23 protein-coding genes, 2 pseudogenes and 1 other annotated feature are annotated in these 25557 nt (G+C 45.4%); of the genes and pseudogenes, 21 read left to right on the top strand and 4 right to left on the bottom strand.

Annotation, left to right across the window (positions count from 1 at the left end):
- The 9 genes and pseudogenes from OB236_RS19265 to OB236_RS19305 form a co-directional block, all read left to right on the top strand.
- Positions 1-507, top strand: a pseudogene (locus OB236_RS19265) (hypothetical protein); the annotation flags it as partial.
- Between the two features lie 294 nt (positions 508-801).
- Positions 802-1591: pseudogene (locus OB236_RS19270) on the top strand (sensor domain-containing protein).
- Between the two features lie 462 nt (positions 1592-2053).
- Positions 2054-2431 carry a MarR family winged helix-turn-helix transcriptional regulator gene (locus OB236_RS19275; RefSeq protein WP_256711410.1) on the top strand — a complete coding sequence of 126 codons (378 nt, stop codon included), beginning with the start codon at positions 2054-2056 and terminating at the stop codon, positions 2429-2431.
- A gap of 328 nt (positions 2432-2759) precedes the next feature.
- Positions 2760-3461 (top strand): SDR family oxidoreductase, encoded by a 702-nt coding sequence (locus OB236_RS19280; protein ID WP_076233748.1) that lies wholly within the window; start codon positions 2760-2762, stop codon positions 3459-3461.
- A 488-nt stretch (positions 3462-3949) separates the two neighbouring features.
- Positions 3950-4600 (top strand): DJ-1/PfpI family protein, encoded by a 651-nt coding sequence (locus OB236_RS19285; RefSeq protein ID WP_262685458.1) that lies wholly within the window; start codon positions 3950-3952, stop codon positions 4598-4600.
- 115 nt (positions 4601-4715) lie between these two features.
- A complete protein-coding gene (locus OB236_RS19290; protein WP_262685459.1) occupies positions 4716-5480 on the top strand; it encodes a DeoR/GlpR family DNA-binding transcription regulator in 765 nt (254 codons plus the stop codon).
- Positions 5481-5523: 43 nt separating this feature from the next.
- A complete protein-coding gene (locus OB236_RS19295; RefSeq protein WP_262685460.1) occupies positions 5524-6147 on the top strand; it encodes an HAD family hydrolase in 624 nt (207 codons plus the stop codon).
- A 49-nt stretch (positions 6148-6196) separates the two neighbouring features.
- Positions 6197-7492 (top strand): ankyrin repeat domain-containing protein, encoded by a 1296-nt coding sequence (locus OB236_RS19300; RefSeq protein WP_262685461.1) that lies wholly within the window; start codon positions 6197-6199, stop codon positions 7490-7492.
- A 101-nt stretch (positions 7493-7593) separates the two neighbouring features.
- The gene (locus OB236_RS19305) at positions 7594-7791 is read left to right on the top strand and encodes a hypothetical protein (RefSeq protein ID WP_372237370.1); all 198 of its coding nucleotides are present in this window, start codon (positions 7594-7596) and stop codon (positions 7789-7791) included.
- A gap of 24 nt (positions 7792-7815) precedes the next feature.
- Here OB236_RS19305 and OB236_RS19310 read toward each other — a convergent pair whose 3' ends face one another.
- A complete protein-coding gene (locus OB236_RS19310) occupies positions 7816-8733 on the bottom strand; it encodes a LysR family transcriptional regulator (protein WP_262685462.1) in 918 nt (305 codons plus the stop codon).
- A gap of 127 nt (positions 8734-8860) precedes the next feature.
- On the opposite strand from OB236_RS19310, the gene OB236_RS19315 reads away from it, so the two are divergent.
- Entirely contained in the window at positions 8861-10015 is a 1155-nt protein-coding gene (locus tag OB236_RS19315) for an MFS transporter (RefSeq protein ID WP_262685463.1), read from the top strand.
- A gap of 72 nt (positions 10016-10087) precedes the next feature.
- On the opposite strand, the gene OB236_RS19320 is transcribed toward OB236_RS19315, so the two are convergent.
- Complete coding sequence (locus tag OB236_RS19320; protein ID WP_262685464.1) at positions 10088-11335, bottom strand: acyl-CoA dehydrogenase family protein; 1248 nt, start codon at positions 11333-11335, stop codon at positions 10088-10090.
- Positions 11336-11382: 47 nt separating this feature from the next.
- A complete protein-coding gene (locus tag OB236_RS19325) occupies positions 11383-12750 on the bottom strand; it encodes an LLM class flavin-dependent oxidoreductase (RefSeq protein WP_262685465.1) in 1368 nt (455 codons plus the stop codon).
- Positions 12751-13059: 309 nt separating this feature from the next.
- On the opposite strand from OB236_RS19325, the gene OB236_RS19330 reads away from it, so the two are divergent.
- On the top strand, positions 13060-14250 hold the full coding sequence (locus OB236_RS19330) for a M20 family metallopeptidase (protein ID WP_262685466.1): 1191 nt from the start codon (positions 13060-13062) through the stop codon (positions 14248-14250).
- A gap of 48 nt (positions 14251-14298) precedes the next feature.
- Positions 14299-14571 carry a glutaredoxin family protein gene (locus tag OB236_RS19335; RefSeq protein WP_262685467.1) on the top strand — a complete coding sequence of 91 codons (273 nt, stop codon included), beginning with the start codon at positions 14299-14301 and terminating at the stop codon, positions 14569-14571.
- 109 nt (positions 14572-14680) lie between these two features.
- Here OB236_RS19335 and OB236_RS19340 read toward each other — a convergent pair whose 3' ends face one another.
- Positions 14681-15604, bottom strand: a complete 924-nt coding sequence (locus tag OB236_RS19340) for a LysR family transcriptional regulator (protein WP_262685468.1) — start codon at positions 15602-15604, stop codon at positions 14681-14683.
- Between the two features lie 217 nt (positions 15605-15821).
- Between OB236_RS19340 and OB236_RS19345 the strand changes: the two genes are divergently transcribed.
- The 9 genes from OB236_RS19345 (at position 15822) to OB236_RS19385 (ending at position 25539) form a co-directional block, all read left to right on the top strand.
- Positions 15822-17411, top strand: coding sequence for an ABC transporter substrate-binding protein (locus OB236_RS19345; RefSeq protein ID WP_262685469.1), 1590 nt, complete (start codon positions 15822-15824; stop codon positions 17409-17411).
- A 25-nt stretch (positions 17412-17436) separates the two neighbouring features.
- A complete protein-coding gene (locus tag OB236_RS19350) occupies positions 17437-18384 on the top strand; it encodes an ABC transporter permease (protein WP_076233733.1) in 948 nt (315 codons plus the stop codon).
- 17 nt (positions 18385-18401) lie between these two features.
- On the top strand, positions 18402-19316 hold the full coding sequence (locus tag OB236_RS19355) for an ABC transporter permease (protein WP_083689485.1): 915 nt from the start codon (positions 18402-18404) through the stop codon (positions 19314-19316).
- A gap of 36 nt (positions 19317-19352) precedes the next feature.
- The gene (locus OB236_RS19360) at positions 19353-20402 is read left to right on the top strand and encodes an ABC transporter ATP-binding protein (protein WP_262685470.1); all 1050 of its coding nucleotides are present in this window, start codon (positions 19353-19355) and stop codon (positions 20400-20402) included.
- Positions 20389-21420: an ABC transporter ATP-binding protein gene (locus tag OB236_RS19365; RefSeq protein ID WP_262685471.1), complete on the top strand. Its 1032-nt coding sequence runs from the start codon at positions 20389-20391 to the stop codon at positions 21418-21420. The genes OB236_RS19360 and OB236_RS19365 overlap by 14 nt, the downstream gene beginning before the upstream one ends.
- 27 nt (positions 21421-21447) lie before the next feature.
- Positions 21448-21969: an OsmC family protein gene (locus OB236_RS19370; RefSeq protein ID WP_262685472.1), complete on the top strand. Its 522-nt coding sequence runs from the start codon at positions 21448-21450 to the stop codon at positions 21967-21969.
- Between the two features lie 55 nt (positions 21970-22024).
- Positions 22025-22289: a binding site (T-box leader), on the top strand.
- A gap of 91 nt (positions 22290-22380) precedes the next feature.
- Positions 22381-23448, top strand: coding sequence for an aspartate-semialdehyde dehydrogenase (asd, locus tag OB236_RS19375; protein ID WP_262685473.1), 1068 nt, complete (start codon positions 22381-22383; stop codon positions 23446-23448).
- Positions 23449-23674: 226 nt separating this feature from the next.
- Positions 23675-24637: an ABC transporter permease gene (locus OB236_RS19380; RefSeq protein WP_262685474.1), complete on the top strand. Its 963-nt coding sequence runs from the start codon at positions 23675-23677 to the stop codon at positions 24635-24637.
- Positions 24638-24651: 14 nt separating this feature from the next.
- The gene (locus OB236_RS19385; RefSeq protein WP_262685475.1) at positions 24652-25539 is read left to right on the top strand and encodes a carbohydrate ABC transporter permease; all 888 of its coding nucleotides are present in this window, start codon (positions 24652-24654) and stop codon (positions 25537-25539) included.
- Positions 25540-25557 lie beyond the last annotated feature (18 nt).

A 25557-nucleotide genomic window follows, 5' to 3' on the forward strand; every position in this document is an offset into this window, starting at 1 on the left:
GTCTATGTCTTCGCTTGGAAACCAACCAACTTCCTGAACAATTTTAGTTCAACTTATATAGATGCTGATGCAGAGGCGTTTTGGAAGAGTAATCCAACATTATGGAATAAGTATAGACCGATTGGTAATGCTTTGATGGAAGAAAAATTTAATGAACAAACTATAATAAGTTATAATGGATCAACTGTTACCTTAGTTAATAATGAAAAAGAGTATACAGTCACTTTTGCTTCAATGAAATCAATTGAAGATACCTTTTTGACGAGCGATCCTTTAGGTGATTATAATTGGTCTGAAAGTATTAAATCAGCTATTCGTCATGAAAATGTAAAAGTTGGTATGACAAAAGAAATGGTTGTTCTCACTTGGAGAAATCCAAATGATATAAAAAAATATTCTAATAAAAATAGCTATATCGAGCAGTGGATTTACAAAGGAAATAGGGAATTTAAGTACGATTTCGTTTATTTCGATGTGTCAGGTAAAGTTACTAGCGTTCAGGAATAGATAGAGTTGACAATTAGGTCCTATGCCAAGAACTTCCTAAAGAGGAGGTTCTTTTTTTACACATTTTGACTCACTTAGACAGAAAAATAAGGGCTAGTAGAATGAAGAGATCAGAGCGAAAGGATCGCGGAAAATTAGTGTCTTTGCTTCAATAAGTTTATCTGAACAGGATCAGTCCTAGTCTAAAGCCTAGGTTCAGACCCTCCCTAAGACGGTTATGTCAGGCAAATAAGACGGATATAATGGATTTATAACTTAGAGCGTGACTTATGAAACCAAAGGAAGTGTTTGAATATGAAAACAATAGAAGCGACTGCAAAAGCGCCAACAGGTAGAGTGAGTTGGGTGCTTTTTAATCCAAAAACCTATGCAACGATCCTCTTTTTATTGCTGTCTCTCCCGTTAGGGATTATCTATTTTACAGTAGCGATAACGGGACTTGCACTATCAATCGGTTTAACTCCAATATTTATCGGAATACCGCTGTTTTTTGGAGTAGCTAAGCTGATGAATGGGATTGTAAATTTTGAACAAAGCATGATTAGACAAATTTTAGGTTTACCGACTCCTCCTGTTTCGTATACCTACAATCAACAGTCTGAGGCTGGGCAGAACTGGTTGATGCGAATGGTGAGAGATTTTGACAGTGGGCTATTCATTCGAAATCTGCTGCTCGTATTACTAAAATTTGTAACAGGCATTGTCTTTTTTGTTATTATGGTAACGGTGATTTCACTAGGACTAGGACTTATTGCTCTTCCAGTCGTGCATATCATTTTGATGAATGAAATGCAGCTTGATATATTAGAGAATAACTTGTTTAGTTATTTTCATATAGATTGGACCTATAATCAGCAATATATGCTGTACGTAGGCGTTGGCCTTGTACTTTTCTGGATCGCGCTTCGCGTTGTGAATGGGCTCATGCAAATTCAGCGCAGAATCATGTATGTGGATGAGCCATATCAGCAGCCGCCAGTGCCAGTGGAAGCACAAATACATGCGCCGGTTCAGTCGCAATATTATGAGTACCAAGGATCAGCCCACTCAAGGGATGATGCAGCCAGCCTATAGAGAGCTTTAGAGCTCTCTTTTTTTGATGTTTGAAACTCTCTACTCAGGGCGTCCAATTTCCCTATTGCAAAAAGGGATGTATGAAGTGACGTTCGAAGGAACGGGCAATGTAGGTTTTTACGTGAAAAATTAATAATCAATTAAATCCGTAACACCTCCATTAAACAACTTTATTTATTTTTCAGGAAAATGAATTCTCTTTTTTCTCAAACAAAACCTAGCATATGATTAAACATCTTTATTTCATCTTGCCATTGTTAAGGACTTACATATCAAGGGCCTCGGCAACCTTGGCCAAATTAGTCATTGTAATATCCTTTTCACCACAAAAATAAACTATGAAGGGAGCTTATTATTAGAGCAAAAAAATTGTATGTCATAAAAAAAGCTTGCTTTTGTGCATATACACATATATATTGAATACATGAATGATCTTGGACCTTTATCCTGTCACTGTTTAGTCGCGCGGCAAATGACCCGGTACGTAACAAAACTGTATGAACGTCATCTTGAACCGTCTGGAATAACTTCGACTCAATTAGCGATACTAAACTTCATTGAGCGCCATCAGGAACTGACAATGAATGAGCTGGCCGAGATGCTGCTGATGGATCGCACAACTTTAGTGCGCGCCCTGAAGCCTTTGCAAATTCAAGGTTATGTATTGACCACTCGTCATCTCAACGAGCCGCGTCGGCACTTGCTCTCTCTGTCGCCGAGCGGATGCCTCAAAATCGAAGAAGCAATGCCTTTATGGGAAGCAGCGCAACATGAATATGAAACTGAAATTGGTTATGAGCACGCACGCGCTCTTCGAAACGACTTGTTGAGGATCACGGGAGCACTGTGAAACGTCTCCCGATGATTTATTTACTTCAAACTGTGCATATACACATTTTGATTCAGCTGGGATGACATTTCCATTGTAATCATTCGCTGTAGCAGGGGGATCTAGCATCATTCAAAATTCATTTCGAGGGAGTATCAACTCATGACAAAATTACTAGAAGGGAAGATGGCTGTTAGTACTGGATTTTTTCGTTTTAAATTAACTTAATTTTTTTTAACTTTTTGAGAACGATAGTTCTCAAAAGGATTGAGACAAGATTGAATAAGCTGGTGACGATAAAAAGCAATAATTGAGTACACTAAAGAACAAACAAAAAAGGAGTAGTGACATGGATATTTCTAAACAAGTTGCAATTATCAGTGGTTCTAACCGAGGTCTTGGCAAGAATTTGGCCCAGGAGCTTCTTAAAAGAGGAGCTAAAGTATATGCTGGAGCGAGGAATCCAGCTTCAATTGATTTGCCAGGCGCTATGCCGCTTCAACTCGATATTACAGATCCCGAATCCGTGGCCGCCGCTGCAGCCGCTGCTGGCGATGTAACCCTTCTGATCAATAATGCCGGTACATCAACAGGAGCTGACCTTTTGACGGGTAAGTTTGACGATATTAACTTGGAATTCAACACGCATGTTTTTGGCACATTATCTATGATTCGTGCCTTCGCACCGATAATTGAAAAAAATGGAGGGGGGACGATACTAAACATTTTATCTGTATTATCTTGGTTCAGTATTGGCAATGAAGGAGCTTATTCTGCTGCTAAATCAGCCGAGTGGGGAATGACGAATGCATTACGTTTAAGTTTAGCCTCAAATAATATTAGAGTTGCAGGACTTCACGTTGCTTTCATGGATACGGACATGACAGCCAACGTCAAAGCACCGAAGGCAGATCCAAGGGATATTGCGAAAATCGCAATAGATGGAGTTGAGTTAGATCTATATGAAATTATTGCTGATGATGTAAGTAAAAAAGTGAAAGAGGGACTATCTGGAGAAATTTCTTCTTTGTACCCACAATTATTTCAATAAATTTGCCGAGAAAACTTCTAAAACAAAGAGTTACGGGTAGAAAAGCAATTCCCGAAATTGTCGAGACATTAATCAAACAACGTATTAAAGTATAAAAAGCCGCCTCCAATCCCAGGATCATTATGGATTTAGAGGCGGCTTTCTGTATTGTTTGGGACGGTTACTTTCTGCTATACATTACCGCCTTAATCGCTAGTAAAATAAGCAAGACAATCGAAGCTTTCCAAAGCACGGCTGTTTATTGTTATTAAGAATAAGCAGGGACAGACAATTGACTTCTCGGAGGTGAAGATAACACTTGGGATGTCGCGATAATGGAGTTTGTTGAATTGCTCATTATTATATTACTGACATACTGTTGTCAACATTATACGTTTACCATTAGCTGTAGGAAAGGAGAGCGGTACTAATCGACAGTCAAGTCGACGGCATATGGAAACGAACGATCCTTTCAAGTGAAGAAAATATAGATAATCAAGGAGGAGTCCATGAAATACGCTTATGCTTATGTGCTAGATACGATGGCGGATTGGGAGCTTGGCTTTGTAATTGCAGAGCTCAACTCGGGTCAATATTTCAAAAGTCGAGGGAGCCGTATTCCTGTCAAAATGGTTGGGGCTTCCAATCGTCCGATCACGACAAAGGGCGGCATGACGATCCTACCGGATCTGACGGTAGATGAGATCACGCATGAAACATCCGCGATATTGCTCTTGCCGGGGGCAGACAATTGGAATGATCCCGAACATGCGCCAGTTGTCGAAAAAGCAAAACAACTGCTGGACGTCGGCGGCAATGTTGCAGCAATATGCGGAGCGACCACCGCACTTGCCAATTCCGGTTTATTGGATGATCGTCAACACACGAGCAACAGTCTGGAGTATTTGACTCTGTTCTGCCCCACATACAAAGGCGCTGCCTGTTATAAAGACGAGAAGATCGTTGCAGATGGCAGCAATCTTATCACAACCGGTGCTGCCGGCGGACTTCTATTAGCGCGTGAGGTTATTGCGCTGCTGGATCTATTTAAAAATGAAACGTTAGAAGCGTGGTATAACTACTTCAATACTGGCGACTGTAAATATTTTTATACCATGATGGAGACGCTGCAAGAGAGCAATTCATCCATCAGAAATTAAATTCCCACCAATATTGTTATAAGAATAAAAAAGTCATCACAAATTAGGTTAGTTTAAGTGATAATTGTTGAGTTATCGCTTAAACTAACTTATATTTATGTTAAGGAGGGAATTTATGAATCAAGAGGAACGATTAATAAGTATCTTAAATTATTTAGAACTGCATAAAACGATTAATATTAAACAAATATGTGAGAAGTTCAACGTTTCTCGGGATACAGCCAGACGAGATATTGTAAATCTGACTAATCAAAATTTAGTAACCAGGACATACGGTGGAATTGCAATACCCTCTTTTCATAAGCAAATTGAGGATTATCAGGAACGACTTCAAATCGAGCCATTTTCAAAAAATTTACTTGGTAAAGCTGCTGCAAATATGATAAATGACTCGGATTTGGTATATTTGGACATTTCTACGATGGTAAACTTTATACCTCAATATTTGGAATCAAAAGAAGTTACAGTTGTTACAAATTCAATTGATTGTGTGTACGAACTGGTGCAATCAGATAAAGCAACCATTCATATTTTAGGCGGTATAGTGAACAAATCATCACGACATGTTTCTGGTTACTCTGCTATTGAGAAGTTAAGTGACTTTAACTTTAATAAAGTGTTCATTGGAACTGCTGGAATTACAGAAGATGGCATTTATTATGGTTTTGAAGAAGATATTTACTTTAAGCGAGAGTTAATAAAGAATGCGAATCACGTCATTTTATTAGCTGATTACACGAAGTTTAATAAACATCATAAATATAAAGGGCTGCCATATAGTTCAATTCATACAATAATTACGGACAAAACGCTACCAGATAATCTTAATAAAGTTATTTCGAAAAATGGCATAGAGATTAAAGTCGTGAACAAAGAATAGATCAGTTTTGGTTTCTAAAAGTAAATGAAGAGGAGTGTTGGTAATGCCTGAATATAACACTGTAATATTTGATGTTGATGGTACATTGATTGACACTGAAAAAGCGGTCTTAGCTTCGCTTCAGAAATTGTTAAGCATAGATTATAACAAAGATATTGATCAATCAGATCTCAAATTTGTACTAGGAATTCCAGGCGCTATTGCATTACCACAACTCGGAATTACTGACATTGCTGAAGCAAATGAGAGATGGAATTATTTCATGAAGGACTTCTTTCATACAGTTACTATATTCGATGGTATTATTGATTTAATGAACAGGCTAGGTAATATAGGTATACAACAAGGGATTGTGACTTCAAAAACAAAGATTGAACTACAAAACGATTTTGTCCCGTTTGATCTGATGAAATATTTATCACATGTTGTTTGTGCAGATGATACTGCAAAACATAAGCCTAATCCAGATCCATTACTAAAATTTTTAGGGATTTCAAACGCTAATCACGAGGCTTCAATTTATATTGGAGACACTATTTATGATTATGAATGTGCTCGCGATGCTGGCATTGATTTTGGTTTAGCTTTATGGGGATGCAAGAATCATGAGCATATACCTGCAAAATATAAGTTTGTTAAACCGCAAGACCTACTTAAGATCATATAGATAGGCGGTACAGGGGAGCCTATACGAAAGTTGATTGGAGGCTAAAGACATGAACGAGCAGATGGTCGTTGAACAGTTCAAACAGGCGATCATGAGCAATGATACGGTCGCGACGAGCCGATGCCTAAACGAGCATCCCTTTCTCGTCAAGCAAATTAACGAGCCGTGGTTTGCCTTCGATACGCCCGCGATCGTCGCCGCAGCGGCAAACGGGAACCGAGAAGCCGTGGACGTATTGCTTGCGTACGGCGCTGATTTGCATGCAAAAAGCAGCTGGTGGGCTGGAGGATTCGGGGTTTTGCATCATGACCATCATGAGCTTTCCCGATATTTGATTGAACGAGGAGCTCCCGTTGATATACACGCGGCCGCAGCGCTGGGCATGTTGGATACTGTGAAAGAAATGGTCGAGATGAATCCCGCCGCCGTCAATCAGCGCGGACCCGATGGACAGGTTCCACTTCATTTTGCAACTGAACCTGAAATCATTGATTTTCTGCTCGCTCACGGCGCCGATATCGATAGGCGCGATATCGATCATGGCAGCACACCAGCTCAATGGGCGATCGATAACACGGCAAAATGCAGGTTTCTCATTGAGCGTGGCTCGGCAGCGGATATTTTTATAGCGATCCATATCGGAGATCCGGAGCTGGTCCGCTCTTTCATTCGTGCTGACCCCGAGTGCCTTCAAGCTCAAGTCGGACGGGGTAGTTTCACGTCCGGCGATTCAAACGGGGGACACATCTACACGTACAAAATAGGCGCAAATACGCGACCGTTCTATCTTGCGGCGCGCATCAATCATCCCGAGATTGTGGATCTGATCTCGAAGCATAGTCCTTCAAATCAGCGTCTGCTACTTGCCTGCATGCAGGCCGATCCGGCGGCTGTGCAAACTCTGCTTGAGCAGGATTCAAAACTGGTACAGTCGCTCTCGCCCGAGGATCTAAGCTTAATTGCCGATGCCGCATGGAACAATGAGGTTCAAGCTGTTCGTACGATGCTCGAAGCCGGGTTCCCTGCCGATTCCCGCCGCGATGACAAGGATTTTACGGCGCTTCATAACGCAGCTATGCGAGGAAACAACAAAGTGGTACAGTTGCTGCTTGCCTACGGCGCATCCGTTCATCTAACCCACGGTTACGGAGGCAAAGCATTGGACAGCTGCATGTGGGGATCCGTTCACTTTCGAGATCTGGCTGGGGATTATTCGGCAGTGGCGGAGCAACTCATTCAAGCCGGCGCTCCCTTGCCCAACGAAGCGTCGGGCAGTGAAGAAGTAAAGGAAGTGCTAGCGCGTCACGGAGTCAGGGTCATGAAAGGACAGGATAGTTCGAATTAATATTTAAGGCTTTATTTTCACAGGACACCGGTAACACTCAGGGCGATTTTCTCATATGCTGATTCGAGGAGGGATCACCAGTGCCCTGGCAGCAGAAAGCCATGTCTTTGATCGGCCGACCGGTAGGTGTTTCCTTGGCGACCGGCCAAGGGGTTTCCGGTATTTTATGCGGAATGCATAATGGCCAAATATTTGTACTTCAATATATGTACCACTCCCAATTTGCAACCATGCACTATACTTTTGCACAGGTTCAGGATATTCATCCTTTTCCGTCCTGCTATCCGCACCCTACATGATATTAAAACGAAAGCGTCCTTCTCTTAATAGAGAGCAGGACGTTTTTTATTTGTACTATTTGTTCCATCGAAGAAGTCAATAAGCCCATCCGTTAATAGTCGATGAGAGCTGCTAATAAATCGATCCGTACAGTAGATGAGCTCCAGATGACGTACAGGCGTTGGTCCTGTAAATGGTATAGCTACAATATCGGTGCGTTCTGGATGCTGTTTAAGCAATTCTTTAGGCTGTATAGTAGCACCTACACCAGCAGAAACTAATTGTAACAGTGAAATGGCTGAACTGGTCTCCATAACTGTAGCTAATTCAATCCCCTCAATTATGCAAACCTTATCAACCAAATCACGACCCAGAAAGCCTTTCGGATACATAACTAATGAATGCTGCTCCAGTTCTTGCAGCGTGATCTCCTTCCTGCTAGCGAGCTCGCTTGCCGAATTAGCGTATAGATAATAGGGCTCTGATCTCAGCGGAACTTGTATTAATCTTTTATCAGGTGGACCTTGTATTCCAATACCGATATCGACTTTATGGTTAAGGACCTCTTCTTGTACATGTATAGTAGAGAAAACTTGCAGCTGGATGTCAGGATATTTCATCTTAAATTGAACGAACAGTGGAACAAGCTGAAAATCCAAATCAGAGGGCAGCACGGCTAGCCGAATGGTTCCCCGTTCGCCAGACAGGAGTTCTTTGATAGCATCTTTGGCATCCTGTTCGGCTTGGAGCATCTTCACTCCATACAGCCGCAGGAGGTTGCCGGCTTCAGTTGCGACAACCTTTTTACCGATGCGATCAAAAAGCGGTGTTCCCAATTCCGCTTCAAGTATGCGAATTTGCTGACTTAATGTAGGCTGTGAGATTCCAAGCTTTTCGGCAGCCTTTGTGAAATGAAGATGCTCAAATACGGCCATAAAGTATTGTATATTTCGAGAGTCCATGCAACGACTCCTTTTATCGATAGTTTTTTACTATCATAATAATATAAATTATAGGATTGAACAATGATATTTGAGTCGATATACTTGATTGAGTGTTACACAGCTAAGAAGGAGGGAGGCAGCGCATATGAAGAATTATTATTTATTGTTAGCCATATTTATCGCAGCTTTAAATCTAAGACCGATTATTACATCTGTTGCCCCTTTAATTGGTACTATGCAAAGTGATCTGGGAATGAGTGGACTAACAGCAAGTCTGCTAACTACATTTCCTGTGTTATGCATGGGGATTTTTGCACCCGCGGCAACCGCACTACGTGATCGAGTAGGTCTTGAGCGTACCATTTTTATTGCTTTAATACTAATTACTGGGGCAACCGCATTGCGGGGCGTAGTTAGCTCAGTCTTTATATTGGTTGTAAGTGCTCTAGTTGGCGGAATCGGGATCAGCTTGGCAGGACCTCTGCTGTCCGGATTTATTAAAAAGTATTTCCCCACAAAGCCCGGTATTGTGAGTATTTATTCCGCATCCATGACCGTAGGGGCCGCATTGGCTTCTGCATTTTCTATTCCTATATACAATCGAAGTCATCACAGCTTAACGTTGACCTTGTCATGCTGGGCCATTTTAGGCGTTCTTGCAGTAATCGTGTGGTCGGTTTTTCTTCGAAATAGAGCTAATAAAGAAAGCTTAGTACGTTCCAAGCTTCCTATCCGTAATAAAGGAGCTATTCTGTTAACGATATTTTTTGGATTAATGGCAAGCATATTTTATTCTCTTACGGCATGGATTTCACCGATAGCACATAGCTTTGGGTACAGCCCGGCAAGCTCGGCTATGCTCCTTACGGTCTTTACTATTATTCAAATTCCTGTATCATTAACGATTCCCTTTTTAGTATCCAGAACGGGTAAACGAAGGTTTTTTCTAATCTTTTGCAGTGTGTCTGAGCTGGTAGGGATTGTTATGCTATTACTCCATCTGCCAATGCTGCCAGCTGTAATATTCCTCGGAATTGGAGCAGGAGGATTATTTCCACTAGCCCTTATGCTGCCGATTGTCGAGACGGATACCCCGGAGGAAGCTGGGGCATGGTCGGCGATGTCTCAGTGCGGCGGGTACCTTATAGGTGCGATGGGTCCATTATTAATTGGAGTGATTTATGACAGCAGTGGAAGCTATATGGCTGCGCTTCTCGCCATGCTTGTAATTATTGTTGCGATGATCGGAGTACAACTGCTTATCACCAGCCGTAAAACTGTAGGTCACACAAGCGCCTAGTTCCTTTTCCCGATAAATAAAGTAAATGCCAGTTACCCTCAATTCCGAAGAATGAGGGTAACTTTTTGTATATTAGCGAGCTTTGTCTGGAAGGGGGACAGGCTCTGCCAAGCCCAGCTCGTATTTGCCTACAGCTTCCCGTCTGCGATCGACCGGATCATGCAGGGTTAGCGTTCTGGCGTTGCGGTAATAAAGATCGAAACCGTATTTTTGCGTTGCCGAGGAAGCTCCCATAACCTGAAAAATCGAATTCGTTACATCTAGCGAGACCTCGGTTGCTGTAATCTTGGCATGGGAAGCGGCAATATGAATGCTGCTGCGCAGGTCGGGATACGTCATATATGCCAGCAGCATTCGAGCGGCGCGAATGACCGATTGTTGTGCAGAGGCGAGCTTGGTCGCCATATCGGCTACGCGCAGCTGAATAAAAGGATCTTCAGAAGCATGCGCATGCTCGCCCCAAGGACGAGCGCGGTCTTTAACGTAATTCAGCGCGTCACGATAAGCGCCCTGAGCCATGCCGACGAACTGGGCTGCGAAGTTGATCTGGAACTGAGCCGCGAAATAATCGGCGCATTCCTGGTAACTGCCGGGCTTCCCGAATAAATGCTCGTTCGGAATCCATACGTTGTCTGCCGTCACATGGCCGCTGCCCGTACCCCGTTGTCCGATCCCGTTCCAGTCATCGGTTATGGTAACGCCGGGTGCGGACAACTGAACAATGGGCATGACATAACGGTCATCCTGTGTGCCTCCCACATCCCCGGACACCGAGCGCCAAAATGCCCATTTGGAGCCGGTAGACGAGGTGGCGAACTGCTTGCTGCCGGTCAGTCGATAGCCGCTGCTGCCGTCGGCTTGTCGAAGCGTGCTGTCAAGCTGAAAGCGATTCGGTCCGGCCTCACTGCCGAAGCTGGCAAACAAATGGCCATCCAATGCCTCCTGGAAAAAGTATCTCTGCTGCGCCTCATTGCCCATGGCATGAACGAGCTGCACACCCGTATGATGCAGCGTAAACACCTGCGAGGTCGAGGAGCACCAGGAAGCAATTTCCATTAATGCGAGCGCGAGCATCAAGGTGTCACCGTATACGCCTGCCCCTGAACCGCCTGAGGCTTTGGGTACACACAAGCCTGTTAAACCGGCTTGCCTGAGTGCGTTGATACCAACAGTCGGAAAAGTTCCGTCGCGATCGGTTTGTCGTGCTGCGGGTCCAATCTGTGTGCGCCCGATTCTGCGTATTCGCTGAACGAGATCGTACTGCTCGTTCGTATATTCGAATTGTTCGACACGGCTGGCGTGATCATCAAAGCTGAACATGTGACTTCCCTCCGGGTACATTCATTGATTTTATCGACCCAAGAGCATTAACTCAAGCGGCTGGCGTCACGATAGACCGCGCCTGGATGATGATGAGGCAGCTTGGCTACGCCTTGGCCGAACAAGCGCTCACGGAACGTGCCCGGTGCGTAATCCTTTTTGAAAATTCCTCTTTCCTGCAAAATAGGCACAACCAAATCGACGAAGTCGAGATAAGAGTCAGGCAGTATATAAGGCTCCAGATTGAACCCGTCAACATCGGTTTCTTCCACCCAACGCTCGATTTGGTCGGCTATTTTATCCGGTGTGCCGATGACCGTCAGCCCGCGAAATCCTTTGGTAGAAAAATCGTCGATCACATCCTGAACCGTTTTGCGGCTTTGGCTGTGCTTGGTAAAGCGATCGGTATGGGTTTGTCCCTGCTCGGTATGGATATTTTCAAAAAATGACTGCGGGTCCAACTGCGTCAAATCGATTCCCGTTACGCTCTGGTAGCTGAGCAGGGTCGCTTCCTTGCTTTTGTAATGCTCGTATTCCTTATATTTGCGCTGCGCTTCTTCCTCTGTACGGCCGACGATGGCTGAGAGTCCGGTGAAAACTTTAATGAAGCTTGGATCTCTGCCGTACGATTGGGCAATATTGCGGATATCCTTGACTTGATCGCGCAGCACCTGTGTTGTCGGTGCTTTAAGGAAAACACCTTCGGCGTGCCGTGCCGCAAAGGCTCTTCCGCGGGCAGAGCTACCAGCCTGAAATAAGACCGGGGTACGCTGTACCGACGGCTCTGTGCCGTGATAGCCGGTCAATTTGAAATATTTGCCGTCGTGGACGATTTTGTGAACCTTGGCAGGGTCGGTGTAGACGCGGTTTTCCCTGTCCATACGTACAGCATCATCGTCCCAGCTGCCTTCCCACAGCTTGTAGCTCAGCTCCAGATATTCATCAGCGATATCATACCGTTCATCATGGGGAACAAACACATCACGTCCGAACAAATCGGCAGCGGCTTTACTACTGGTCGTTACAACATTCCAGCCAATTCTTCCCTTGGTTACATGATCAAGCGTAGAGAAGCGGCGTGCATTGGCATAAGGCGCTTCATAGGTTGTTGAGGTTGTCATCGTAAACGCAATATGCTGGGTAGAAACAGCCAAAGCCGGGATGATCAGCATGGGATCGTTCGAGGGGGAGCCGGAAGCTTCGCGGAATGCCAGCTCCTCTTTTTGCTTCGGATAGCCGTACGAATCGGCGAAAAACATAAAATCAAATTTACCTCGTTCCAAAATTTGCGCAATCTCGATCCAGTAGTTGATGTCCTTGTAGTTCACCCGATTTTGATTGGGATGTGTCCAGATGCCTTGGGTCAAATGATTGATGCCGTTGACTTCAAAAACGCCGAGATGAATTTGCTTCATGGGGATTCCACCTTTATCCATTGTATTTAAATTGAGTTAACCGATTGGAATAATAAATAATTTCGTATCAAAAGCATAAAACATAGGTCATGATTTGTAAAATTGAAAAAAGCAAACAGCAAATTTAGTAATTATAAATTGACTGAGGCTTTTCTGTTAAAAGTATGGATAATCGGTCAGTTTATATTTTATAAACAGAACGATTAGTTTTTCCAATTATACATATCGGATTGGATGAATTATTATTGCGTTATGCAAAACCAGAAAACAGATTCACATCGATGATGTGGAATAAGGGGGTTAGCTGCGATGAGTACGACTTTGCAAGCGGGCTATGAGCTGCCTGAAGCTTTCAAGGCACAGGTGATTGAATGGCGGCGGTATTTGCACCGGAATCCGGAGCTCTCGTTTCAGGAATTCAAGACGGCCGAATTCGTTGAGGAAACACTTCGAGGTTTTGGTGGACTCGAAATCAGCCGTCCAACACCGACCAGCGTACTGGCGAGGCTGATCGGGCCGCGTCCCGGCAAGGTGCTGGCAATTCGCGCCGATATGGATGCGCTGCCGATCCAGGAGGAGAATGAGCTGGAATTCGCATCCGCCGTGCCAGGTGTCATGCATGCCTGTGGCCATGACGGCCATACGGCTATGGTACTGGGCGTCGCCAAGTTATTGACTTCGAGGCGAGAGCAGCTGAGTGGAGAAATCCGATTCATATTTCAGCATGCTGAAGAAATGCCGCCTGGCGGAGCACAGGAAATGGTGGATGCGGGAGTGATGGAAGGGGTGGATTTCGTTGTCGGCAGCCATCTCAGCTCGAAGCTTGCGATTGGCCGGATCGGTATCGCATATGGTGCGATGATGGCTTCACCCGATAATTTCACCATCACCATTCGCGGAAAAGGCGGACATGCGGCTGCTCCTCATTTGACGGTCGATCCGATTATCATCGGAGCCCAGGCTGTTATCAACCTGCAGCATATCGTTTCCCGCAATATTGATCCTATGGAGCAGCTGGTCGTATCCGTAACGCAGTTTATCGGCGGCTCAGCCAATAATGTAATTCCGGGGACGGTCAAGCTCGGAGGTACGGTACGCAGTTTTGATCCCCATATACGCAGCGCGGCTCCCAAGCATTTTCACAGGATTCTACGTGGGATTACCGAGGCGCATGGAGCCGAATACGTGCTGGAATATGAATATGGCTATAGTCCAGTGCTGAACGAACAGGAAATTACGCGTGTTGTCGAACAAGCTGCCGTTGATTTATTTGGACGGGAAGCCGTTGTGCATATTCCACCCAGCATGGGAGGGGAGGATTTCTCTGCTTACCAGCAGGTAACGCCGGGCGTGTTCTTCAATATCGGGGCCGAGAATAAAGACAAAGGCATCGTCTACCCTCACCACCACCCAAGATTCACTGTAGACGAGGATGCCTTGGCTATGGGTGTGCAGGTATTTCTGCGGACTGCTGATAAGCTGCTGGATTGGTCTGAATAATTTATTTTTTAATAGCATTACAACATTGGGTACAGGAGGCAATTAAATATGTCAGCACAGCCAAAAATCGTTTTATGGAGCAAGCAGGAATGTCCTTATTGCGATCAGGTCAGGAATTATTTGAAAGCAAACCAATACGAGTATGAGTCCATCGATGTGGAAGGACATGATATCCTAAGGGATGTGCTCGAAGCCAAGTACAATATTCGCCGTATCCCTGTAACGGAAATTGGTGGCGACGGCCAATATCAAGCCGTGTTTGGTGCCGATTTAACGCGCCTGGCTGAAGTGCTGGAAGCCTCGAAATCATCCAGCTCATAACGCCGGTTCATATTACGATTTTAAGGCTGCCGTACGGCCTGAAGTCAAGCAGAAAGACTGTTCCGTCAGGCTATGATGGAACAGTCTTTCGTTTTGTCCCCAATTAGTCTCAGGCCATTCGGTAAATCATACTCGAATGAGCCACTTTATGCCGAGAAATGAGAAACTGCTCGACTTCCTCCATAAAACGGACGACAGCTGTTCCTTGTGGGGGATCGTATCGCCTTCTCAATATTCCGATTTGAAACGCTTCCTGAAGATCGACGATTGGCTTGAGCAGCGTTCCCGGAATTTCCGGATAAATCGCTACTATCGGTGCCAGTGCAATACCGAGATTAGCCTGCACGTAGTATTTGAGCGAGGAGATGTTGGCGACCTCGATGCTTTTGTGCAGCTCATCGATTTTTTCGGATATGATGGATTCCACTTTAATACGTATCGGGCAGTTGCCCATCGTCATCAAAAACTTCTCGTTTTTCAATTCCTTGACTGTGATTTCTTTCTTGTTGGACAAATGGTGGGTTTGCGGAATCAACAGTGCCATCGGTTCTTTCAGAAGCGGCTTGAACTGAATTTGCAAATTGGCCTCGGGCTCGGTGCATACGGCAAAATCGATCAGATCGTTCGCAAGCATTTCGCTGAGCTTGTTGCTCGTTCCACTCATAATACTGATCTGTACCTTCGGATACAGCTTGACGAACTCGGGCAGCAGCGTGGGCATAAACTCGCTCACCCAAGGCTCGGAGCCGCCGATGCGGACAAGTCCTGCTTCACCATGCCGAAAATCGGTGATGGCATCGCACAAATATTCGTACTCCTTAAGCATTTTGTCGGCCCGTTCATAGAAAATGCGCCCTGCTTCCGTCATTTTGATCGTTTTGGCTCGAACCAAAAGCTCGACCTCCAGCTCCTCCTCCAGCTTTTTAATATGCATGGTTACCGTCGGCTGCGAGTACTGTAATGCCTCAGCGGCTTTTTGAAAGCTGCCAAGCTTGACGATCATCTGGAACGTTCGAATCATACGTATTTCCATGCTGCTACCTCCGTTATCAAGTAAATTTACGTTTTCTAAACTATTCGTTTATTTTTTTCAATTATACATAATGACGATTCTGCTTTATTATATCAAATATAAACATAATTAAAACAAGCGGATTACAGGGAATTGTGAACGAAGGAAAACAATTCGGCAAACAAGGCTTTATTTTACGCGAAACTACACTATTATGCTTCAAGGGGGAGAACAGCACATGAAAACACATCGCAAGCTTACAATTATTACTTTATTATTATCAGCCTTACTGGTTACAAGCGCATGCTCCAAAACCGACTCGGCTGCAACCGGAACCGCAAGCACTGGCGGCAAGGATACGAAAGAGGTCGCAACCGTAAGTGAAGTCAGGTACCCGCTCTCGCTCACCTTCGCCTCGTTAGATCCGCATCTGGTTCCTACGGGCGGCGTGGCCAATATCGACAGACACATTTATGAGCAGCTGGTCGCCTTCAATACGAAGTATGAAGCCATTCCGGTACTTGCTGAATCGGTTGATATTAGCAATGATGGTAAAACGTACACGTTTCCGCTGCGCAAGGGCGTAAAGTTCCACAACGGCAAGGAAATGAAGGCTGAGGATGTGGTTGCCTCGCTGAATCGTTGGAAAGAAATTACGGCCCGTGCCAAAACGTCGATAGGAGCCTCGAATTTCGAAGCGAAGGACGAATACACCGTTGTCCTGAATCTTAGCCAGCCAAGCAATGACATCCCGTCCCAGCTGGCCAGCTATTTGCAGTTTGCTGCTATAATGCCCAAGGAGGTTATTGCAGGAGCCGATGCTAAAGGTGTCAAGGAATTTATCGGCACCGGACCTTACAAGTTTGTTGAATATAAGCAGGATCAGTATGTGCACGTTGCCAAGTTCGATGATTATAAATCGGTGGATAAGCCGGCGGACGGGGTAACGGGCAAGAAAGAAGCGTTTATTAAGGATATATACTTTGATCTCGTTCCCGATACATCGACGATGTTCTCAAGCTTCTTGGCAGGCAACTATAACTTCGCCGATATTACGGTAGATAACCTGAATCAGGTGAAAAGCCTTCCGGATGTAGAGGTGCAAAAGGTTTTGTCTTCCGACTACAATGTCGTGTTCAATAAAAAGGCGCCAATTACCTCCAATCTGAAGTTCCGTGAAGCTATTGCCGCCGCTCTGGATGTGGAAAAAATTCTTGTCGGCTCTACCTCCGATCCGAACCTGATTCAACTGAATCCAAGCCTGATCAACAAGGACAGTACGGACTGGTACAGCGAGGCGGGCAAGGAGAAATACAATCAGAAAAATCCCGAGAAGGCCAAGCAGCTGTTGAAGGAAGCAGGCTATAACGGTGAGGAGCTGAAGCTCCTGACAACTCGCGATTCGGGTGGCGTATTTTATAACCCTACCGTGCTGGTCAAGGATCAACTTGAAAAAATCGGTGTGAAATCGAAGTTTGAGGTATACGACTTTACTACGATGATCAGCAAAAGAAGTGATCCGAGCACCTGGGATATTTATGTAGGATCATTCGCATTGCAATCCAGCCCGTCCCAGCTGCTTTATCTTGGAAAAACGTACGGCTGGCCTGAAGATGAGAAGCTGCAAAATCTGGTTAAAGCGACGACGACCGCTTTGACTAAGGAAGACAAGCGGAAAGCGGCTGATGCGCTCCAGGCTTACGAATATGAGTACCTGGCGGCCATTAAGATCGGCGATTTCGCTACCTATAAGGCAGTTCGTAAAAATGTTACGGGCTACAACTATTTTGAAGGTCCAATTTTGTGGAACACGAAAGTTCTTAAATAATCGGCGATGAAAGAGGAGAAGGGTATTGGCGATTTATTTGCTCAAACGAATTTTGCACCTGTTTCCCGTCTTGTTCATTTTATCGATTGTCGTGTTTTTCATTATTTATCTGATTCCCGGAGATCCCGCATCGGTTATGCTCGGGGATGGAGCCAGTCCGGAAATTGTTGAACAGCTGCGCGAGCAGATGGGGCTGAACACGCCCCTATACTTGCAGTATGTGCACTGGATGTCCGATGTGCTTCACGGTAATCTCGGCAATTCTTACTTTATGAAGAAGTCGGTGACGGAAACGATCATCGAGCGGCTGGGACCGACGTTATCGCTGGCGATTCTTGCGGAAATCATTGCGGTCATTATTGCTATTCCGGTAGGCATATTTGCTGCTGTGCGTCATGGCTCGGCCGCCGATAAAACGGTCACGGCGTTTTCCTTGTTCGGCATTACGGTACCGGGATTTTTATTGAGCTTGTTTTTGATGCTTATTTTCTCCGTTGAACTCAAATGGCTTCCTGTCGCAGGCTACAAGCCTTTGAGCGCGGGACTGTGGGAGCATCTGCGTCATTTGATTTTGCCGGCCGTTGCGCTTGGCGTTGTGCATTCAGCTTTTCTGGCACGCATTACCCGATCGTCGATGCTGGAGATTTTGAACGCAGGCTTTATTAAAACAGCCCGCTCCAAGGGGGTAAAGGAACGTTCCGTGATTTACAAGCATGCGCTGCGGAATGCATTTATTCCTATTCTGACGATTATCGGCCAATCGTTTGGCTCACTGATTGCGGGAGCGACGGTCACGGAAACGATCTTCAATATTCCCGGACTCGGACAGCTGCTGGTTAATTCGGTACAGCGGCGGGATTATGCAGTCATTCAGGGAGCGGTCCTGTTCGTGGCGTTCCTGACCGTCATGATTAATTTGCTGGTTGATTTGCTATATGCAGTGATTGACCCAAGAATAAGACTGAACCGTTAGCATAAAGGAGCTTGGTTATGGCAGCAGATAACGCAAAAAGCCATGCAATCGGCAGCTATACGGCACCGTCGGTAGCACCGGAGCTTGGCAAGGAGCAGCGCAGGCGAATTTTCCGAAGATTTATTACGAACACAGGAGTCGTTGCAGGCAGTGTGATCCTGTTGATCATTATTGTGCTCTCCTTATTTCCCGAATTGTTTGCCACGCATGATCCTTATTTGATTGATGTGGCAAGTCGATTTCAGAAGCCCAATGCTGAGCACCTGTTCGGGACTGATAATTTTGGCCGTGATGTATGGAGCAGGGTTGTGTACGGGGTGAAAATCTCGGCGGAGGTCGGATTCGCCGTTTCCATTGGCTCTTCGATTCTAGGCTTGATCATTGGCTTGTATGCGAGCTATTACCGGACGCTGGATCATCTGTTCATGAGAATTTCCGACGGCTTGATGGCGTTTCCTGGTATCCTGCTTGCACTTGCGATTATGGCGATGCTTGGACCGAGCATCCGTAATCTGGTCATCTGTCTGATTGCTGTCATTACGCCGCATGTAGCGCGAGTTATCCGTTCAACTGCTCTCATTATTCGGGAGCAAACTTACATCGAGGCGATGAAAGCCTTAGGCGCTTCGTCAACGCGAATCCTGTGGGGGCATATTGCGCTCAACTCCATATCTAACCTGATCGTTCAAGCCTCTTTTATATTTGTTGAAGCGATCATCGTGGAGGCGGCGCTCAGCTTCCTTGGCGCAGGCGTGCCTTTGCCTACACCGAGTTTGGGCAACATGCTGATTGACGGCAAAATGTATATTTTTAACTCATGGTGGATGACGGCCTTCCCGGGTGCAGCGATCCTCGTATTGGCGCTAGCTTTTAACTTGTTTGGTGACGGCTTGAGAGATTTTCTGGACCCGCACACGACAGCTAAGAAATAAAGTCATAACTATTTATACAAAGGGGTGAGGCTTCCTTTGAAACAAGCGCATTTGTTGGAAATCAAGGAATTGAAAACCCACTTTCATACGGAAAAAGGGCAGGTTACCGCAGTGGAGGGGATCAGCTTTCATATCGATTCTGGCGAATTCATTGGGATCGTAGGTGAATCCGGCTGCGGCAAAAGTGTTACCTCACAGTCGGTTCTCCGGTTATTTGATGAAAAAAGGACGGTACGATATGAGGGTGAGGTGCTGTATCAAGGCGAGAATTTGCTGCAGGCATCAAATGCAAGAATGCAGGCGATCCGGGGCAACGATATTTCAATGATTTTCCAGGACCCACTCAGCTCCTTGAATCCGGTGTTTACGATTGGTGACCAAATAGCCGAGACGCTGCTGCTCCATCAAAAAATCTCCCGCAGGGAGGCGCGGCAAAAAACGCTTGAGCTGCTCAAGCTGACTGGCATTTCTGCTCCTGAGCAGCGAATTGACGACTATCCCCATCAGCTTTCAGGTGGAATGCGGCAGCGAATCATGATAGCTATTGCGCTTGCCTGCAGACCTCAGCTGCTTATAGCGGATGAACCCACTACCGCACTTGACGTGACCATCCAGGCTCAAATTCTGGATTTGCTGACCGAATTAAACCGTGAGTTCGGCATGAGCGTCATGCTCATCACCCACGATCTTGGTGTCGTCGCGGAAATGTGCAGTCGTGTTATCGTGATGTATCTTGGACAAATTGTTGAGGAAGCCGGTGTGATGGAGCTGTTCACGAGGCCACTGCATCCGTACACTATCAGCTTGATAAAATCGATCCCGCGTCTGAATGGCGACCGCTTGGAGGAGCTGCATGTGGTCGAAGGAAATGTCCCATCGCTGCATCATATCCCTGCAGGGTGCCGCTTCGCAGGCAGATGCCAGTATGCAGACGAACGCTGCCGCGAAGAGGAGCCGCCATATATGCGTACGGACGACAATCATGCCGCGCGCTGCTGGTATGCCGGGCAGTTTTCGGGAGAATTACTGGACAGCATTACGGCTGAAGACGCAGCTCGGGAGGTTACTCATTATGCCGGGGATTGAGCCTCATCCTTATCAGGAACCCATTAGAACGGCACCTCTTGACCAGCAGCCACTGCTGGAAATCAGGCACCTGAAGAAATATTATAAGGCTGGCGCTTCGTTTGGATTGAACAAAAATGTGGTCAAGGCGGTGGATGATGTCTCCTTCCACTTATGGGAGGGGGAAACCTACGGTCTTGTCGGTGAGTCAGGCTGCGGGAAAAGTACTCTTGGCAAGTCGCTGCTTCGTCTTAATGACGTTACATCGGGCGAGGTGCGATTCCGCGGAACCGATATCCTGAGCTTGTCCAACCGCGCCTTGCGCCCGCTGCGCCAGCAGCTGCAAATGGTATTTCAGGACCCTTATACGTCATTGAACCCGCGTAAACGAATCGGCAGTATTCTTGAGGAATCGCTCGTGATTCATGGTATTGGTTCACGCCAGGAGCGTGAGCAGCGGATATTTGAGATTTTGGACAAGGTCGGTCTGCAGCCTGAATACTATTACCGTTATCCGCATGAGCTGTCGGGCGGGCAGCGGCAGCGGATCGGACTGGCCCGGGTGTTGATACTGAATCCGAAGATCGTCATATGCGATGAACCCGTATCTGCCCTTGACGTGATTATCCAGTCGCAAATTATTAATCTGCTCAGGAAGCTCCAGGGGGAGCTCGGACTCACCTATCTGTTCATTGCTCATGATATTAGCGTGGTTCGGCACATTTCGGATCGGATCGGTGTGATGTATCTCGGCAAGCTCGTAGAAGAGGCCGAGACCGATAGTCTGTTTCTCAACCCGCAGCATCCGTATACGAGGGCATTATTGTCGGCGGTGCCGATCGCTGATCCGACAGTCAAAAGGGAGCGGATTATACTAAAAGGCGACCTGCCTTCGCCGCTGCATCCTCCGTCCGGCTGCGTGTTTCATACGCGTTGTCCGTTCGTCATGGATGTGTGCAGGCAGGAAATGCCCATACTGCGTGAGGTATCCCCCAATCACAGGTCTGCCTGTCATTTGCAGGCTGAAATAACGAAATAATATGATATAAAAAGGAGCAAACCTGATATGACTACACTTAACGAGTATTTGGTTCAAAAAAAAGCGGCTGTAGAGGCCAGAGCTGCAAAGGCGGAAGACAACACCGAGGTCATCGTTCACCGGGCCAAGGTGCGTGCGGCCGGTAGAAGCGGTGTCCGTGAAATCAGAATCCGGGATTTTCAAATTATTAGCGATAGCCCGGACGACTTTGCCGGATATAATCTGGGACCCAGCTCACCGGAGCTGCAGCTTGGCGTGCTGGGCAGCTGCCTGACACACATAACGCTAATCCAGGCATCGATTCGCGGTGTTTCACTGGAGACACTGGAGGTTGAAGTAACGGGGGAATTGCATCCGCTTGCCGGCAAGCCTGGTTATGAAGAGATTCCCGTGTACCCGCACAATATCGCTTATACGGTTACTCTGGGTTCAACTGAAACCGATGAAACGATTCAGGCGCTGCGCGAAGCCGTAGAACGGGTATGCCCGATCTACAACCTGTTGGTGAATCCGCAAACTATCCAAGGTCAGTTCGTTAAGAAATCTTGATTGGATACTTTTAGATTTACAATTCGGTCAGTATTTGCTATCATAAGCCTAATATTCAAATGCGATGAAGAGAAAAGTAAATAAATTGATTTTTTCACAGAGAGCTCCGGTAGCTGAAAGGGAGTAAAAAATGATTTATTGAAGAAAGCCTCTGAGCTGCACATCGGAACCGGACAAAAGGGATGGTGTGACAGGAGCTCCTGTTATAGAGCTAGAGTATAAGCATTCTATGTAATGCCGTACTTGAAGAGGCTGCTATGGCGACGTATCAGCAAATCTGGGGTGGTACCACGACGAATTTAACAAATCTCGTCCCCAAGACTATAAGTCTTGGGGGTGGGATTTTTTTGTTTGCACGTAACTATCTGTAATTGAATTGTATGTACTATCCAATCAGAAGGGATGCTGGTTATGAGTCGATTAAAAGCCGCAATCGTAGGAGCAACAGGAATGGCAGGGCAGCAATTTGTTCTGGCGCTTACAGAACATCCGAATTTTGAGGTCGTCCAGATGGTTACCTCGCGCAATGCAGACAATTATGAAAAAGCCCTGATTGAAGCCAATGGCAGTTCAAGGTGGACACAGAGCTTACCCATACCTGAAGATATGAAAGGTATTCCTGTCGTTTCTTCAAAAGACTTTTCACCTGAAAAGCTGGATGTGATCTTTACAGCTGTAGAGTCAGATTTGGCAAAAGAGCTTGAGCCGTGGTTTGCTCAAACCACCCCTACGTTTTCAACAGCTTCTGCATTTCGTTATTTTGAAGATACACCGCTTTTGATCACAGGAGTTAATGATGATCACGCACAATTAGTTCAGATACAACGTATGCAGCGGGGGTGGAAAGGTTTTGTACTCCCTGTGCCTAATTGTACGGTTACAGGACTTGCAATAACGCTTAAACCTTTGCAGCAGCATTTTGGCATTAATAATGTGCTAATGGTTTCGATGCAGGCCGTGAGTGGAGCGGGAAGAAGTCCCGGAGTAAGAACGCTGGATATTCTGGATAATATTATTCCTTATATTCCGAATGAAGAAGGAAAAGTAAGAATTGAATTATTGAAAATATTGGGTGAGTTCAATAAAACTTCCATAGAACAAGCCAAAATAAATGTTAACTGTTTGTGTACAAGAGTGAATGTGCTTGATGGGCATACGGAAGCCGTTTTTGTAGGATTGGACAAGAAAGCGGATATCGCAGAAGTCAGGGCAGCGATACAAGGCTACAATCCGTATAAAAACAGAAAATTGCATTCGGCTCCGAACAATATGATTCATGTGTATGAGGACCCTTACAGGCCACAACCAAGGCTGGACAGGGAAATCGGGGATGGCATGACTACCAGCCTGGGACGACTAGAGGAAGATCCTGTATTGGGCGGGGTTAAATACGTGCTCGTTTCACATAACACCAAGATGGGTGCGGGCAAAGGCGCCGTACTGCTTGCTGAATCGATGCTTGAGCAAGGTATCTTATAGTAGATAAACGTTAAAACCCGCTGGATGGATGCATTCGGCGGGTTTTGACGTAATCATAGGGTATACTGGACTTTTATCGTAATATTTACTATTTGATTGAAAGGTGTTGTTTGGTCTTATTAAGTCGTAAAAACGTTATTTAACGTCGGAATTGGGGTAGGGAAAGCTGTTTCATTATCTTATAATTCTCTATATAAAGCGCTAGAGACAAGGGAGAGGAAACGATATGGAACAAGCAGAAACTGTCCAACAAAACGCTTTGAACCCTTCATATGCAAGGACATGGAAGAAATTAAGGCGATATAGTGTACTATTTATTATGATGGTGCCAGGCCTTCTTTACTTATTCATCAACAACTACTTGCCCATGCTGGGGATTGTTATCGCCTTCAAGGATATCAATTTTACGAAGGGGATACTAAACAGCGATTGGATTGGCTTTAAAAACTTCGAGTTTCTTTTTAAAACGACAGATGCGTATATCATTACCAGAAACACGTTATTATACAATATATCTTTCATCATTATGAATCTGATCGCGGCAGTGACGCTGGCTATTTTATTGAATGAGCTGAAAAATCGCTTCCTGTCACGATTCTATCAAAGCGCTGTACTCTTGCCCTATCTGATATCTACCGTCATCATCGGCTATCTCGTATTTGCTCTACTTAGTGGCGATTCCGGAATGATGAACAAGCAAATATTGCCGATGCTAGGCATCAAGGAAATCAGCTGGTATGGCGAGACCCAATATTGGCCCTATATTTTAACAATAGTAAGTGTCTGGAAAGGTGCCGGTCATTTATGTGTTATTTTTCTGGCGGCAATCGTCGGCATCGATAAAGAATATTATGAAGCAGCGACAGTGGATGGGGCATCCCGTTGGCAGCAAATCCGAAGCATTACACTTCCACTCATTACACCGGTCATTACGATCATGACGTTGTTTGCAATCGGCCGCATTTTTTACTCCGATTTTGGATTGTTTTATCAGGTTCCGCTGGATGCAGGCGCTCTGAGCTCTGTGACCAACACCATTGATACTTATGTATATCGGGCCTTGCTGACGCTTGGGGATATCGGGATGTCTTCCGCAGCCGGCGTATATCAATCCGTAGTCGGATTTGCATTAGTGATCTTGTCCAATTATATTGTGAGAAAAATCAATAGCGATAATGCGTTATTTTAAAGGGAGCGATTCAGATGAAGCAAAAGGAAAACTTGTATCAATTCATTATTCATCTTCTGTTTGTTGTCTTAACGGCTTTAAGTCTGCTTCCGTTCCTGCTGTTGGTCACCTCGTCAATTACGGACGAGAATGAAATTATCCGAACCGGTTACTCTTTCTTTCCTAATAAAATCAGCTTTGCTGCGTACGAATATTTGTTTCACGATGCCAGCACCATTCTGCGTGCGTATGGGATCTCCATTTCGGTAACGGTCATTGGCACGATTATCAGCCTGATCATTATCTCCTTACTCGCTTATCCCTTATCGAGAAGAGATTTACCATACCGCAAGGTGCTAGCGTTTTACGTATTTTTCACGATGCTATTCAATGGTGGGCTCGTATCGACCTACTACATGTATACACAGGTGTTTGATTTGAAAAATACGATTTTTGCTTTAATCATCCCTTATTTGTTACTCAATGGATTTTATGTTCTGCTGGCCAGAACCTTTTTCATGAATTCCATTCCTGTAGCGATCATCGAATCAGCTTACATTGATGGTGCTGGCGAATTCAGAATTTTTTACCAAATCGTCATGCCGTTGTCTCTCCCGATTTTGGCTACCATTGGTTTATTTCAAATTATTCATTACTGGAACGACTGGTTTAACAGCCTGATCTTTATTACAGACAGTAAACTGTTCAGTCTGCAGTATTTGCTTAATAAAATATTGCTCGATATTCAATTTTTGAGCACCGCCGATCTAGGTGGCAATCAAGGACAAATGCTCGCTGCACTTCCCAAAGAAGGCGTACGTATGGCGATGGCTGTCATCGGTGTTATTCCGATATTGATTACGTATCCGTTTTTTCAGAAATTTTTTGTTAAGGGTCTTACGGTAGGTGCGGTGAAGGGTTAGGCTACGCCGCCATTGCCA

The organism is Paenibacillus baimaensis (assembly GCF_025567575.1).